This window comes from Mycoplasma anserisalpingitidis (genome assembly GCF_007858495.1).
Lineage (GTDB): Bacteria > Bacillota_I > Bacilli_A > Mycoplasmatales > Metamycoplasmataceae > Mycoplasmopsis > Mycoplasmopsis anserisalpingitidis_A.
The window spans coordinates 603,811-618,377 of record NZ_CP041663.1 but is presented as its reverse complement, the minus strand read 5'-3'; the positions used below and the strand labels follow the sequence as shown (position 1 = coordinate 618,377).

Here is a 14,567-nt window from a genome sequence, read left to right as displayed (position 1 = left end):
AGAATGAAGGTAAAAAAACACCGTTTTTTTGGAGAAATAAATTTTAATGATCCTGATGGGCTAGTTTGAGAAGGTAAAGAAGAACTTGATTTTTTCAGAATTTTAACTGAGCCAGGAACATACATAGATGATGATACATTGAATATTTTTGAAGAAATGATTAATGAGTTTGATGATATTGTATTTTTTACAATTGATTGTCTTGTGGAAGACTTGCCAAAGACTAAAAAAATGTGAGAGCAACTTGCTAATAAATATAAATTAAAAAATATAACAAAAGATTTAAAAAAATTCCTATTTGATAATTTTTGTCCTACGGATGTTGAATTTTATAGTGAATCTGTGAGACAAGTCGAAGGAAATGACACTGCTCTTAGAATAATTGGTAGATTCTTATTTGATGGTTGTCGTGACTTTATTATGATTGATTTCGATGAAGAAACTGGTCTGATTGGTTACTCACTTTTTGATATTGATGAAGTTGTAAAAAGAATGAAAAAAGAGCTTTAGAGCTCTTTTCTTACGCTTGTTTTCTTTGAGATTTCTTGAATTTTTGTTCATCAATAACTGTCATTGTAAGTTGGTACGCATAAATGCAAAGCGAAACAATTTGTCATGCTAAACCTATTACCAAGTCCCATAAAATGCCATTTAATCCCATTGAAGTTGTTCAGAAGATTATTCAGAAAATATTATTAACTTCATATAAAACAAACATTCATGAAGTGATTCCTCTTCATTGTTTTGTTTTTATTGATGTTATCAATTGAGGTAAAAATGAGAAAGTAGTAAATGCCGGTGCTATAGCTCCGAAAATTGAATTTTGTAAAGGAGTAAGTCTGAAATTTGGTAAAGCAATATAAAGTATTACCATTGTTCCGGTTATTATTCAAGATACTAAAACACCTAAGGCTGCATAAAGTTTTATTTTTTTACTAAATTCCTTTTTGAAGTGGTAAAGCATGTATGTCATTAAACCATTTAGCAAACAACTAATTCCGTCTGCAATAACAACATTTTTTAAAATATAAGGGTTTTCCGTATTGCTTAATGCACCGAAGAAAACTCATAAACAGATTCCAATGTGAAAAATTCAAAATGAATAAAAATTGATTTCCCCTGTTTTTTTATCTTTTAAAAGTTTTATTAATTGTGGAATGCTTAATGCAACTGTAAAAATAATTGTTGCATAATTAGATATATCATTAAAAATTTGTAGCATATTTAAAATCATAAACTATTTTATTTTTTTTATAATTAGATTATGAATGAAACAATCGAAATTTTATGTATGTCTGATATTCATGGCAATTATCGTAAAGCAGAAGAAATTTTAAAACATGAAAATTATGATATTTCTTTTTTCAGTGGAGACAGTGAGCTAAATGATAGTTGAGTTAACAAACATTTTAATTTTGCAGTATGTGGAAACAATGATTTTTTAAGTTCACTAGATAGTGTTGTTGAAGTTACAATTTCTAACTTTAAGTTTGTCTTAACTCATGGACATGAATTTGGAAACTATAACACTTTAATGGATTATCATAAACTAAGATCTACATTCTTAAAATATAAAAATAATGACTTAATCATTTATGGACACACTCATTTTCCAAATTATTTTGAATCTAAAGATAACTATCCAGCGTTTATAAACCCAGGTAGCATAACTTATCCACGTTTTGGTAGCTCTTTCAGTTATGCTAAAGTTAAAATAGACCTTAAAAATAAAGTGATTTTAAGTGTAGAATTCAAGAATTTTTAGTTAAAAATAAATATTTGTAATTGTCAAAAGCAGTGATTTTCCACATTTCCACATTTATGAAAAAAATCTATTTTTAAGTTAATAAGTGATAAAATAAACTTAATTATTAATGAAAAAATAGATAAATTCAATTAATAATTTTATTTATACGAAAGGATATTATGAAAATTTTAGTTGTAGGTGCCAACCACGCTGGAACTTCTTTTTTAAGAACCCTTAAAACTGTAAATCCAAATGCTGAAGTTGTAGCATATGATAGAAATACTAACACATCATTTTTAGGGTGTGGAATTGCGATTTGAGTAGGTGGAGCTTTTAGTGACCCTTCTGCTTTATTTTACTCTTCACCAGAAATTTTAAGAAATCAATATGGTGTAGATTTAAAAACAAACCATGAAGTTATTAAAATTGATAGAGCTTCGAAAACTGTTGTTGTAAGAGATAACAAAAGTGGTAAAGAATTTACTGATTCTTACGATAAATTAGTGTTTGCTGGTGGCACATGACCAATCGAACCAGCTTTCAAAGGACGTGAATACAAAAACATTTTATTATCAAAACTTTACCAACATGCAGAAGAAATTGTTGAAAAGGCAAATGATAAGAAAGTTAAAAATGTTGTAGTTGTTGGCGCTGGATACATTGGAGTTGAATTAGTTGAAGCATTCCACCAAAAAGGTAAAAATGTTACATTAATTGACTTACAAGAAAGAGTTATCCCTAATTATTTCGATGAAGAATTCACACATGAAATGGAACAAAGAATGGAAAAATCTGGTGTTAAATTAGCGCTAGGTCAAAAAGTTGTTGAATTTACTTCAAAGGATGGAGTTAATGTTTCATCTGTTGTTACAGACAAAGATCAATTTAAAGCCGATTTAGTAATTTTATGTATTGGATTTAAACCTAGAACTGATGCTTTAGCCGATGTTGAAAAATTACCAAACGGTGCTATTAAGGTTGATGAGTTTCAACGTTCAATTTCAGATAAAGATATTTATGCAATTGGTGACTCATGTGCACTTAAAAACTGTGTAACAAATGATTACTCACACGTTGCTTTGGCAACAAATGCTGTTAAATCTGGATTAGTTGCTGCTTTAGATTTAGCTGGACTTCACGTTCCATTTCCGGGTGTAGCTGGAACAAATGCAATTAATGTATTTGACTGTCACTACGCTTCAACAGGATTTACAAAACAAACTGCTGTTGCTGCCGGATTAAAAGCTGATAATATTGGTGAAGAATATTGAATGGATAATGACCGTTGTGAATTTGTTGGTCACTACAGTAAAGTAGCAATGAAGATTACTTATGAAAGAGATTCATTAAGACTTCTTGGTGTTCAAATTGGTTCATGAGAAAAAGACATTCACGTTGAAGTTGTTTATATGTTTGCATTAGCAATTCAAAGAAGAATGACTCTTCCAGAAATTGCTTTAACAGACGTATTCTTCTTACCACACTTCAACAAGCCATTCAATTTCTTCTTAATGCCTATGTTAAATGCATTAGGAATTAAATACAAGGCTTAATTTATAATACAACAAGAAAAGTCATTAGTTTGACTTTTTATTTTGCAATTTAGTTGTGAAAAAATGAATAAGAAAAGTTTTGAATTCATATTATTAAAAAAAGTTATTATGTATAATAATCAATATGATTAAATTAGAAGTAACTTACAAAGAAAGAATTGACAAATACATCAGCAATAATACTGAAATTTCAAGAAATGATATTAAGTCTTTAATCGAACAAAGAGCAGTTTTTGTTAATGGAACAAATGTTATAAAGCCTAAATATATTGTTAGAGAAGGTCAAATAATAGAAATAGTTAGATTATTAGATAAAGAAACCGATGTTAAGCCAAAAAAAATGGAAATTAATGTTGTTTATGAAGATGATGATTTATTGGTAATAGACAAACCAAGCGATTTAGTTGTTCATCCAGCTCCAGGTCACACAAATGACACTCTTGTGAATGGTCTTTTATACCATTTTAAAAATAATTTATCTAATGAAAATGGACTATTAAGACCGGGTATTGTTCATAGAATTGACAAGGATACTTCTGGTTTATTAATGATTGCTAAAAATAATGAGATTCACAAAATTTTGACTGATGAATTCAAACAACATAATATTAAACGTTCTTATGTTGCAATTTGCGAAGGTGTCCTTAGTTCAAGTAAAATAAAATTAAATCTACCAATAGGGCGAGATCCGAAAAATAGACAACAAATGACTGTAACATCAGTTAATTCAAAAGAGGCCATAACTCATATTGAGCTATTAAAAACTTTTTATTATGAAAATAAGCCATTATCACTTGTCAAGTGTGAACTTGAAACTGGGAGAACTCACCAAATAAGAGTACATTTAGCTTATATCAAAAATCCAGTTTATGGAGATCCAGTTTATGGAAATGCTGTAGATGATTTTAATCAAAGACTTCATGCATATAAATTAGAATTTATTCACCCTATAACAGAAAAACATATTATTTTATATAGCAATCCGCCAATTCAATTCAATATTAGTGACTACAATTTTGAACAATTAAAAGAAAATAATAAGCTATAATTTAAACAAATTATGAAATATAGAAAGGAATAAAATGTTAAAAAAGAGTGATTACCTTAAACAAGGTACAACTGAAAAATTATGATCTTTCGAAAAATCGACATTTAGATTTTGAGTTTGAAGTTACTTTGCATTTTTACTAGTTCTTGTATTAATTTCAATAATTAACATCGTTCTATTTTACTTTGCAGACTTTAATAATGTAGATCCCTCTTTGATTGATGCCGGCTCTAAAACACTTACTATGAGTGACTTAAACAACATCAAACAAAAGTTTTTACAAAATGTTATAACACAAGTTATCTATAATTTAGCACTATTAGTATTTTATGTCTTTGGTGTTCAGAGTTCTTATGATAAGAAAAATTTTAAACATTTGAATCAACTAGTTGTTTATCTAGTTTATCTTACAGTTTTCATCAATCTTATTAATTTTCTTACTTTAATTGATGATTTTAGTATTTTTTATAAAAATGTAAATGTGATTGGTAAATTCCCTCTGGCAATTATGGGGTTAAATATTTTTCAATCAGTCATAACTATAATTTTTGGAATTTTATTGGGAAGAGAAGTATCAGCCATTAGAAAAGCATTTATTAGAATCGAATTCATGAAGCAACAAGAAGAATTTATGAAAATGATGAAGGAAAACATGAGTCAAAATCCTAATAATCCTTATGGAATGTACAATCCATTTATGGGTGATTTTTATAGAAATCCAAATTCATATCAAAATATTAAAGATGAGGAAGCTCAACAAAATGCAAAAGAGGTTGATGAAACCGAAGAGTTTGAAATAAATAAATCTTCGCATAGTAAAGAAAAAAACATATCCAAAGAAGATTCGCAAAGAGAAGAAGAAATTAAAAAATTATTAGAATTACCAAATCAAAAATTATTCAAGATTGCTGAGAAATTAAATATTTTTGGATATGAAGATCTAACTAAAGAAGAATTAGCAGAAAAAATATATATTTATACAAAAACAGAAAAATAATGAAACAAATATTTTAATGTATTTGTTTTTTTGTTTTATTTTTACGAAAACACCTATTTTATAGGAATAAAAAAACTAAAAAAAATCGATACACTCGGGTAAGTTGTTATATAATAATACAGTTATTTATAATAGGTTTAACAAATAAAAAAGAAAGGAAAATGAAATGCCTACAATTAACCAATTGGTTACAAATGGACGTGAATCAAAAATTAAGAAACAAAACGCTCCTGCTTTAAGTGTAACCTACAACACATTAATTAAAAAAGCTAAAAAAATGGCTTCTCCATTCAAACGTGGTGTATGTACTCGTGTAGCTACAATGACACCTAAAAAACCTAACTCAGCATTACGTAAATATGCTCGTGTTAAATTATCAAACGGAATGGAAGTTACTGCATATATTCCAGGAGAAGGACACAACTTACAAGAACACTCAGTTGTTTTAATCCGTGGAGGACGTGTTAAAGACTTACCTGGGGTTAGATACCACATCGTTCGTGGAACTCAAGATGCTGCTGGTGTAAACAAGCGTATGCAAGGTCGTAGTTTATACGGAACTAAAAAACCTAAAGCATAATAAATAAAATTAATTAATATAAGAAACTAAAACAAAAATTAAAAATTCAAAGAAAGGAAAAATATGTCAAGAAAGAAAAGTGCACCTATAAGAGAAGTTCTTGCAGATCCAGTTTTTAACTCAGTTTTAATTACAAAGTTAATTAATACTATTATGTTAGATGGTAAAAAATCAATCGCCCAAGACATTTTATACTCAGCATTTGAAATTGTTAAAGAAAAAACTCAAAAAGATCCAATGGAAGTTTTCTTAGCAGCTGTGGAAAATATTACTCCACAATTAGAAATCAGAACAAGAAGAATTGGAGGGACAAACTACCAAGTTCCTACCGAAGTTTCTCCTCGTAGAAAACAAACACTTTCATTAAGATGATTAGTTCAATATGCTCGTCTTAGAAATGAAAAAACAATGGATGTTCGTTTAGCTAACGAAATCATCGACGCATCAAACAAAACAGGTGGAGCTATCAAAAAACGTGAAGATACACACAAAATGGCTGAAGCCAACCGTGCTTTCGCTCACTTTAGATGATAGTAAAACTCTAATTTATGGCTAGAGAATTTGACTTAAAAGACTACCGTAACATCGGTATTATGGCCCACATTGATGCAGGAAAAACAACAACAACAGAAAGAATTTTATTCCACACAGGTAAAATTCACAAAATTGGTGAAACACACGACGGAGCCAGCCAAATGGACTGAATGGCTCAAGAACAAGAACGTGGTATCACAATTACATCAGCTGCTACAACAGCTTTCTGAAAAGGAAAAAGAATTAACATTATCGATACACCAGGACACGTTGACTTTACTGTTGAGGTTGAACGTTCATTACGTGTATTAGATGGTGCTGTAGCGGTTTTAGATGCTCAATCAGGAGTTGAACCTCAAACTGAAACAGTTTGAAGACAAGCTACAAATTATAAAGTTCCACGTATTGTTTATGTTAACAAAATGGATAAAGCTGGAGCAGACTTTGCTGCTGCGGTTAAATCAGTTAAAACACGTTTAGGTGGAAATGCAGTTGCTATTCAATGACCTATTGGTCAAGAAGCTGACTTTAAAGGTATGGTTGATTTAGTAACAAGAAGAGCTTTCACATATAATGGTGAAGCCGTTGAAGAAGAATTTGAAATTGAAATTCCAGAAGAATTAAAAGATATTGTTGAAATCAAACGTCAAGAATTACTTGAAGCTGTTGCTAACTATGATGAAGATCTTATGATGTTAGTATTAGATGGAGCTGAAGTTGATGAAGTAACTTTCAAAGAAGCTATCCGTAAAGCTACATTAACAAGTGAATTTTTCCCAGCTGTTTGTGGAACATCATTTAAAAATAAAGGTGTTAAGAAGATGATCGACGCCGTTGTTGATTACTTACCATCACCTATTGATATTCCAGCTATTAAAGCTGAATATGAGGATAAACAAGTTAATGTTGAATCAACAGATGATGGTGAATTCGCTGCTTTAGCATTCAAAGTTATGACCGATCCTTATGTTGGAACATTAACATTCTTCCGTGTTTATCGTGGAGTTTTAAGTAAAGGTACATACGTTTACAACTCAACAAAAGGTGAAAAAGAACGTATTGGGCGTATCTTACAAATGCATGCAAATAGTCGTGTAGAAATCGATGAATGTCGTGCTGGAGATATTGCTGCTGCAGTTGGACTTAAATTTACAACAACTGGAGATACATTACTTTCAGAAAAATCAGAAAAACTTGTTCTTGAAAAAATGGTATTCCCAGAACCAGTTATTTCACAAGCTCTTGAACCAGAATCAAAAGCTGCTACAGAAAAATTATCATTAGGATTACAAAAATTAGCAGCTGAAGATCCAACATTTAGAACATACACAGATGAAGAAACAGGACAAACAATTATTGCCGGAATGGGTGAATTACACTTAGACATTATTGTTGACCGTCTTAAACGTGAATTTGGTGTTCAAGCTAAAGTTGGAGCACCTCAAGTATCATACCGTGAAACAATCACAAAAACAGCAGAGGTTGAAGGAAAACACATCAAACAATCTGGTGGTAAAGGACAATATGGTCATGTTTGACTTAAATTTGAACCTAATCCAGATGGTGGGTTTGAATTCGTTGACAAAATCGTCGGTGGTAAAATTCCTAAGGAATATATCAAACCTATTCAAAAAGGTCTTGAAGAAAAAATGGCTGCTGGTATTTTAGCTGGTTACCCAATGATTGATATTAAAGCTACATTATTTGATGGATCATACCATGATGTTGACTCATCTGAAATGGCTTACAAAATAGCTGCTTCTAAGGCTCTTACAAAAGCTAAAGATGCAATTGGAACAGTTTTATTAGAACCTATTATGGATGTTTCAGTAGTTGTTCCTAGTGATTACATTGGAGATGTTATCGGAGACTTATCGCGTCGTAGAGGACTTGTTAATGACCAAGAACAAAGAAATGATGGAGCTACAATTGTTAAAGCTGCAGTTCCTCTTTCAGAAATGTTTGGTTATTCAACAGATTTACGTAGTATGACAAGTGGACGTGGAACATATCAAATGCAATTTGATCATTATGAAAAAACTCCAAAAAATATTTCTGATGAAATTATTAAACGTAGAAATATTCAATCAAAAGACGAAGATTAATAATAGAAATGCCCTATTTAACGGGCATTTTTTATTTTTTTAAATCTAGTAAATAATCAATACCATATGAACTAATTTTTCTACCTCTGGAGCTCTTAATCAATAGTCCATGCATTAATAAAAGTGGCTCAATATTAATTAAAATATTTTCTTTAGGTATACTCATCAAATTCGCAATGGTATCAAGCGAAACTCACTTATCGTTAAAATTTTCTCTAAGCATTTTAAGATAATCAACATGTTCTTTTCCTAGTCCTAATTTATAAAGATCTAAATTATAGAAAGTAATTTTTACCGTTTCTTGGTCAATTATATCTTTATTAAGAGAAATTCTAAAATCATTACATCTTTTGAGTAAGTTGTTAGCAATTCTGGGGGTAAAGTTGGAAAAGGAAGAAATTTGTAATATTTCTTCATCTTTTATTTTTATTTGTAATTTGTCTGCGCTATTTCTTATAATTTTACAAAGTTCTTTTTTAGTGTAATTATTAAAACGAGCGATATAACCAAAACGTTCTTTGAATGGTTTTGAAATCATATTGAATTTTGTTGTAGCACCAATTAAAGTAAATTTTTTCAAATTCATTCTCATAGTTCTTGCACTCGCATCAACACCAATTATTAAGTCAAAAACAAAATATTCCATTGCATTATACAACGATTCCTCAATTATTGAATTTAACGAATGGATTTCATCTATAAATAAAATATCACCTTCATTCAAGCAAGTCAAAATAGTTATTAAATCTGATTTTTTCTCTAAATTTGAAGCTTGAACATAGTGTATCTGTCTATTCAACTCATTTGCAATTATACCTGCTAAAGAAGTTTTGCCAGTACCAGGTATTCCATGGAATAACATGTGGTCAAGATTAATCCCTTGTCTTAATGAACTATCAATCATAGTTTTGATAGTATTCTTTACATTGCTTTGACCAATAAATTCATCAAAACTACTTGGTTGTAATTCTACTTTCATTCATTTGTTTTGAAATGAATTCTATACTTTTCTGAATCATTTCTTCAACATCACCTTTATTTTCTATTTTGCTTATAGCTTCATTTATTTGTTTTTCTTTAAATCCCATGATCTTTAATGAGGACACTACGTCATTTATATTAGATATTTCATTTGTGTTTTTGGTAATATCTTTATTTTTAAGTAAAATTTTGTTTCATTTGTTTTGTAAATTTACCACTATTAGTTTAGCTTGCTTATCTTGAACATAAGGAATTTTACTAAGTGATTCAACATCAGAAAGAGCTATGTAATTCGCTATTTTTTCTCAATCATTGTCCAGTAAATTCATTGCAATTCTAGGTCCAATACCGGTTAATGATATTAAATCAACAAATAGAACCCTTTCCATATAGTCTTTAAAAGCATAAGTTTGAGCACTATAATCACTTTTATATTCGTATATGAATAATTTAACTTTTTGATTGGCACTAAAACGTGCAGAATTAGGTACTATTAGCGAATATCCATCACCTTTAGATTCGAATATTATATTTTGTGCATTTATATGCATTATTTCACCAATTTTATAAAGTATCATATATTAACCTCCAAACTAATATGCTAGTTAATTTGAATGTAAACAAAAAGTGGACAAAAAAAGCACCAAAGAGGTGCATTATTAATATAATTAATTGTTGATTGGTGTAAAACCTTCAACTTTTTTTCCTTTGTAGAAACCACAGAATCTGCATACACAGTGTTGTTCGATCAATTGAGTACAATTTGAGCATGCAACAAGGTTAGGTGTTGTTAGCGCATCGTGGGTTCTTCTCTTGTGTTTACGTTGTTTAGATGTTTTACGTTTTGGTACAATAGCCATTTTTCCTCCTTATTCAAGTGGTTCTAATAATTAGCATTACAATTATATATACTTTTTTAAAATATAAAAGCAAAAATTAAATATAATTGCTTATTTTTTTGTAGATATAAAAAAGTTTTTATTTCTCATTAAGAGTTTTCTTAATTTTATTAAAAATAGGCAAATAATACATATTTTTAGCAAAAAACTTAAGTTTTGCATATTGAAAAATTTCGTTTTTTATTCTTAAAATATTATTCGAAATGTATTTATCAATAATTTCTCTATTTCTTTTTATTTTTCTGCTTTTAAGATAATGCTGAGTAATTAAATTAAGAAATTCTATAAATTTTGCATTGTGTAATTTATTTATTATTTCCTCTGAATTAGGATTATCTTGTTTTTTTAATATCTCATTAATTTGATTAATGCTAATTCTATAAGCTTGCTCTAGAAATAGCATTTTTTCATTAAATTTTTCAATATTAAGATTTGATAAACTATTTCTTCTTCTTAAATATCTCACAGTTGGTTTATTTGTATATTGAAATTTTGAACATAAGAAGTAGATTTTTCCAAGCGATGCTATATCTTCAAAAATTCTAAGTCCAGAATCATTGAATTTAATGTTGTTTTTTATCAAAAAATCCTTTTTAAATAAATTACCTCAAGTAAAAGTAATTTTTTTTAAGTAGTAATCTACAGAGTTATTTAACGCTCTTGATGAATTGTAAATCGAATAATTGACATAATTACTCTTATGAGGATTATAAGGTATTGCATCAAAAGCAAATACAAAATTGCCAGAATATATTTCTGTGTCTGGCTTTAAGTATTTTATAATATTTAAAAGAGTGTTTCTTGAATATAAACGGTCATCATCATCAAGAAAAAATATATATTCTCCGCTTGCCTTTTCAACTAAAAAATCTCTTGCAAAAGCAACACCTTTATTCTCTTCTTGATGATAAATCTTTATATTCAAGTCAGGATATTTTTCAGCCTTTTTAACTAATTTATTGTAAAAGAAATCTTTTGAATTATCATCACTAATAATAACTTCTATGTTCTTGTACGTTTGATTATTTATAGATTTTAAAGTATCATCAAAATATTTAGTAATATTATAAGTTGGTATTAAAATACTTATTAATGGTTGAAAAGATGACTTAAATTTATCTTTTTTTATCATAATTGTATTATACAATAATAATATGTTTAATAATAAAATCAAAGTTGGAATAATCGCGGAATATAATCCGTTTCACAATGGTCATATATTTCAAATAAATTGAATAAAAAAACAATTTCCAAATTCACAAATTATTGTTGCTTTAAGTAAAAAATATACTCAAAGAGGCGAATTAGCAATCCTTTCTTATAGAAAAAGAAAGAAAATGGCTAAAAGTTATGGTGTATCAAAAGTAATTCCGTTGAATGTGATGGATACTTCTCAAGCTGCACATATTTTTGCACAGCAAGCAATATTTAAGTTAAATAAAAAAAAAATAAATTATTTAGTTTTTGGTTGTGAAAGTAATAATATAGATATTTTTATCGAATGTGCTAATTTAATCAAAAATAATTCAGACAAATATAATTTTTTAGTTAAAAAATATTTAAAAGAAAAAGGAAATTCATTTCCCAAAGCAACAAATTTAGCATTACAAGAATTATCCGGTAGAAATATCGAACTTCCTAATGATATTTTAGCTAATGAATATGTAAAAACAATTATTTTTAATAATTTGAATATTATTCCTTTAACTCATGAACGTACTGTTAATTATCATTCATTAGAAGTTAGTGATTCTTTTGCAAGTGCAACAAAAATTAGAGAGATGTTTTTTAATGGTGAAGATTTTTCTAAATTCACTCCAGTTCCAAAAAAATGATTTAGTAAAAAAAGAATTCAAGATTCTTACCCAAAATTACAAAAAATTATAAGAAATTCAAGTCCTAAAAAACTAAGAAAATATAAAATGGTTGATGAAGGAATTGAAAATTTATTTAAAAAACACATCGATATCACTGATTACGATTCATTTGTTCAAAAATGTGTTTCAAAGCGTTACACAAGCAGTAGAATTAAGAGAACTTTGTTATTTATTTTACTTAAAATAAAGAAGTAAAAGCATTTTATTATATAATTTAAAACATGAAAAAAGATAATGAAATTTTAAATAATAAAACTAAAAAAGAAACAACCCAAGAAGTAAAAATTAAAAAGAAAAACGCATATCAAAGAGTAAAAGTTCAAAGTTCTGTTCTGTACTTTTCTCAGTTATATAACAACAAGAGTAATTTCAAACAAATTTTGTTAATTGTATTTATAGGAATTTTGTATGGAGCTTGCCTAGTTTTCCTTGTCCAAAACACTGGATTGTATGAATTAGGTCTTAGTGCTATAGGTCAATCAATCGGAAGACTTAGTCAATTCCTTTTGAGATACAATGGCTACTCACAGGAAGTTTCTTATTTTTGATATAACTTGATTTTCTGAGTGTTATATTTTATATTAAATATACCTCTATTATTGCTTAGTTATAAATATTTATCAAAAAGATTCTTCTATTTTACAATCTTATTTTTATTTGTACAAACTCTTGTGGGACTAATAATTGGATTTATTCCAAATGTTGAAGATGTGTTTATTTTCGCTAACCTTAACAAAGGTTCACCAGCTGGATTTACTGAATATACTATATATATGACCTTGTGAAATTCGTCTTCAGATGCAACTAAACAAGTTTCAATTATTTTATATGGTTTGGCTTGAGGAACTTTAAATGGCGTATTCACTGGTGCATTATTCATTTTAGAATCTTGTTCTGGAGGATTTGATATTCTTGGTACAATGATTGCTAAGAAAAAACATAAAGATTTAGGTCAAGTATTAACTATTCTTAATGTTATTTCTCTTATATTTGCAAATTTAATCGGAAACTTTATACCGGCTATTATAGCGTTAAACACTGAAAAAATTGATACGACTCAAGTTCAAGAAAACACTTTAGCTTTAGATGTTTTATTTAGTCCTAACTTCTTAGCTGGTCTTGGAATGATGGCTATTTTCCAAGTTGCAATTAACTTAATTTTCCCAAGATATAAAACAGTTCAAGTCCAAATTTTTGCTAAAGAATATGAACAGTTGTTGAATGCTATCCACGAAAACAGTAGCAGTAGATTTTCTTTCAGTGTGTCAAAAGTGATTGGAAGCTACTCAAAACAAGAGCAATTTATGATTTTCACAAATTGTATGTATATTGATGCTGCCGACTTAATCAGTTTAATTAGACAATATGACAAAAACATCTTAATTACAGTTATTGACATTAAAAAAACTGATGGTTACATTTATGTAAACACCAGTTTATAATTATTTTTCTAGAAAACTTGTAAGATTTGTTATGAAATCCTCTCAATTTTCAAGTCAAATAGAATGTCCTGGATTTTTTGATTTCATAAACATTCAAATTTTTTGAAACACTTCTATAATAAGAAGTGATTTTTTTTAAATCGATTATTCCATCATGATCTCCAAAAAATAATCCTATTTCACCATTAAAGTTTTTTAAACCAATATCAATTATTTCCATGTTTGTACTTGAAGGAAGATCTTTACCTAGTTGATAAATATAGTCAAGTTCAACTGAATAGTCTTTTAAGTACGCTTCAGTTCTTTTTCTAATTTCTGGATTTTGAATTATTATTTCGGGATTGTAATAACAAAGCTTTATTAGTTTTTCTCATTCATTAACTGTTCTAGGGAAGAAACACTCGTTAAATTCATTAACTCTGGATAAACTTGTTGGATTCATCGGACCAATTAAGACACATTTTTTGATTTTATAAGAATTATTTAAATTAGCGGCAGCAATGCCTCCACCAAGGGAGTGGCCAATTAGCGTAATATTATCTAAGTCCAAGAAGTTCATGAACTGTCTAAAAATTTCACAAAACATTTTAAAATTCATTAAGTTTTCAGAATATTCCGAATCACCATGAGCAGGCATATTCAATCCATAAATATTATAATTAGAACTAAGTTTAGTAATTAATTTACTAAAAAATTCTATATTAGATCCAAAACCATGAATAAATATTAAGTTTTTGTCTTTATTATTGAATAATTCAAAGTATTCAAGTAAATATCCATTAAAATTAAATTTTTTCATAATTC

The 14,567-nt window shown here is 28.3% G+C and carries 16 protein-coding genes; 10 read left to right on the top strand and 6 right to left on the bottom strand.

Annotated elements, in window-relative coordinates; translation table 4 throughout:
- The first annotated feature begins 3 nt into the window (after positions 1 to 3).
- A complete protein-coding gene (locus tag FOY43_RS02425) occupies positions 4 to 510 on the top strand; it encodes a hypothetical protein (protein WP_146308964.1) in 507 nt (168 codons plus the stop codon).
- A 10-nt stretch (positions 511 to 520) separates the two neighbouring features.
- Here the strand turns inward: FOY43_RS02425 and FOY43_RS02420 are convergent, their stop codons facing one another.
- Positions 521 to 1,234: a PQ-loop domain-containing transporter gene (locus tag FOY43_RS02420; protein WP_236094556.1), complete on the bottom strand. Its 714-nt coding sequence runs from the start codon at positions 1,232 to 1,234 to the stop codon at positions 521 to 523.
- A gap of 30 nt (positions 1,235 to 1,264) precedes the next feature.
- Here FOY43_RS02420 and FOY43_RS02415 point away from each other — a divergent pair, with 30 nt between their 5' ends.
- The 7 genes from FOY43_RS02415 (at position 1,265) to fusA (ending at position 8,564) form a co-directional block, all read left to right on the top strand.
- A complete protein-coding gene (locus FOY43_RS02415; RefSeq protein WP_146308962.1) occupies positions 1,265 to 1,765 on the top strand; it encodes a metallophosphoesterase family protein in 501 nt (166 codons plus the stop codon).
- Between the two features lie 161 nt (positions 1,766 to 1,926).
- Entirely contained in the window at positions 1,927 to 3,300 is a 1,374-nt protein-coding gene (locus FOY43_RS02410) for an FAD-dependent oxidoreductase (RefSeq protein ID WP_146308961.1), read from the top strand.
- A 124-nt stretch (positions 3,301 to 3,424) separates the two neighbouring features.
- Positions 3,425 to 4,348, top strand: coding sequence for an RluA family pseudouridine synthase (locus tag FOY43_RS02405; protein ID WP_146308960.1), 924 nt, complete (start codon positions 3,425 to 3,427; stop codon positions 4,346 to 4,348).
- Between the two features lie 34 nt (positions 4,349 to 4,382).
- Complete coding sequence (locus tag FOY43_RS02400; protein ID WP_146308959.1) at positions 4,383 to 5,345, top strand: hypothetical protein; 963 nt, start codon at positions 4,383 to 4,385, stop codon at positions 5,343 to 5,345.
- Between the two features lie 166 nt (positions 5,346 to 5,511).
- On the top strand, positions 5,512 to 5,925 hold the full coding sequence (rpsL, locus tag FOY43_RS02395) for a 30S ribosomal protein S12 (RefSeq protein ID WP_006886866.1): 414 nt from the start codon (positions 5,512 to 5,514) through the stop codon (positions 5,923 to 5,925).
- 63 nt (positions 5,926 to 5,988) lie between these two features.
- Positions 5,989 to 6,459, top strand: a complete 471-nt coding sequence (gene rpsG, locus FOY43_RS02390) for a 30S ribosomal protein S7 (RefSeq protein ID WP_006886865.1) — start codon at positions 5,989 to 5,991, stop codon at positions 6,457 to 6,459.
- A 14-nt stretch (positions 6,460 to 6,473) separates the two neighbouring features.
- A complete protein-coding gene (gene fusA / locus FOY43_RS02385) occupies positions 6,474 to 8,564 on the top strand; it encodes an elongation factor G (protein ID WP_146308958.1) in 2,091 nt (696 codons plus the stop codon).
- 31 nt (positions 8,565 to 8,595) lie between these two features.
- Here the strand turns inward: fusA and ruvB are convergent, their stop codons facing one another.
- From ruvB to FOY43_RS02365, 4 genes are all read right to left on the bottom strand, one after another.
- Positions 8,596 to 9,543, bottom strand: a complete 948-nt coding sequence (ruvB, locus tag FOY43_RS02380; protein WP_146308957.1) for a Holliday junction branch migration DNA helicase RuvB — start codon at positions 9,541 to 9,543, stop codon at positions 8,596 to 8,598.
- On the bottom strand, positions 9,518 to 10,123 hold the full coding sequence (gene ruvA, locus FOY43_RS02375; protein WP_146308956.1) for a Holliday junction branch migration protein RuvA: 606 nt from the start codon (positions 10,121 to 10,123) through the stop codon (positions 9,518 to 9,520). Before ruvA ends, ruvB begins: the two co-directional genes overlap by 26 nt.
- Before the next feature lie 90 nt (positions 10,124 to 10,213).
- Complete coding sequence (gene rpmF / locus FOY43_RS02370) at positions 10,214 to 10,405, bottom strand: 50S ribosomal protein L32 (RefSeq protein WP_006886861.1); 192 nt, start codon at positions 10,403 to 10,405, stop codon at positions 10,214 to 10,216.
- A gap of 118 nt (positions 10,406 to 10,523) precedes the next feature.
- Positions 10,524 to 11,576 carry a glycosyltransferase family 2 protein gene (locus FOY43_RS02365; protein WP_146308955.1) on the bottom strand — a complete coding sequence of 351 codons (1,053 nt, stop codon included), beginning with the start codon at positions 11,574 to 11,576 and terminating at the stop codon, positions 10,524 to 10,526.
- Positions 11,577 to 11,598: 22 nt separating this feature from the next.
- Between FOY43_RS02365 and FOY43_RS02360 the strand changes: the two genes are divergently transcribed.
- The gene (locus FOY43_RS02360; RefSeq protein ID WP_146308954.1) at positions 11,599 to 12,516 is read left to right on the top strand and encodes a nucleotidyltransferase; all 918 of its coding nucleotides are present in this window, start codon (positions 11,599 to 11,601) and stop codon (positions 12,514 to 12,516) included.
- A 26-nt stretch (positions 12,517 to 12,542) separates the two neighbouring features.
- Positions 12,543 to 13,763, top strand: coding sequence for a YitT family protein (locus FOY43_RS02355; RefSeq protein ID WP_146308953.1), 1,221 nt, complete (start codon positions 12,543 to 12,545; stop codon positions 13,761 to 13,763).
- Here the strand turns inward: FOY43_RS02355 and FOY43_RS02350 are convergent.
- Positions 13,720 to 14,562 (bottom strand): alpha/beta fold hydrolase, encoded by an 843-nt coding sequence (locus FOY43_RS02350; protein WP_146308952.1) that lies wholly within the window; start codon positions 14,560 to 14,562, stop codon positions 13,720 to 13,722. The genes FOY43_RS02355 and FOY43_RS02350 overlap by 44 nt on opposite strands.
- Positions 14,563 to 14,567: the final 5 nt, after the last annotated feature.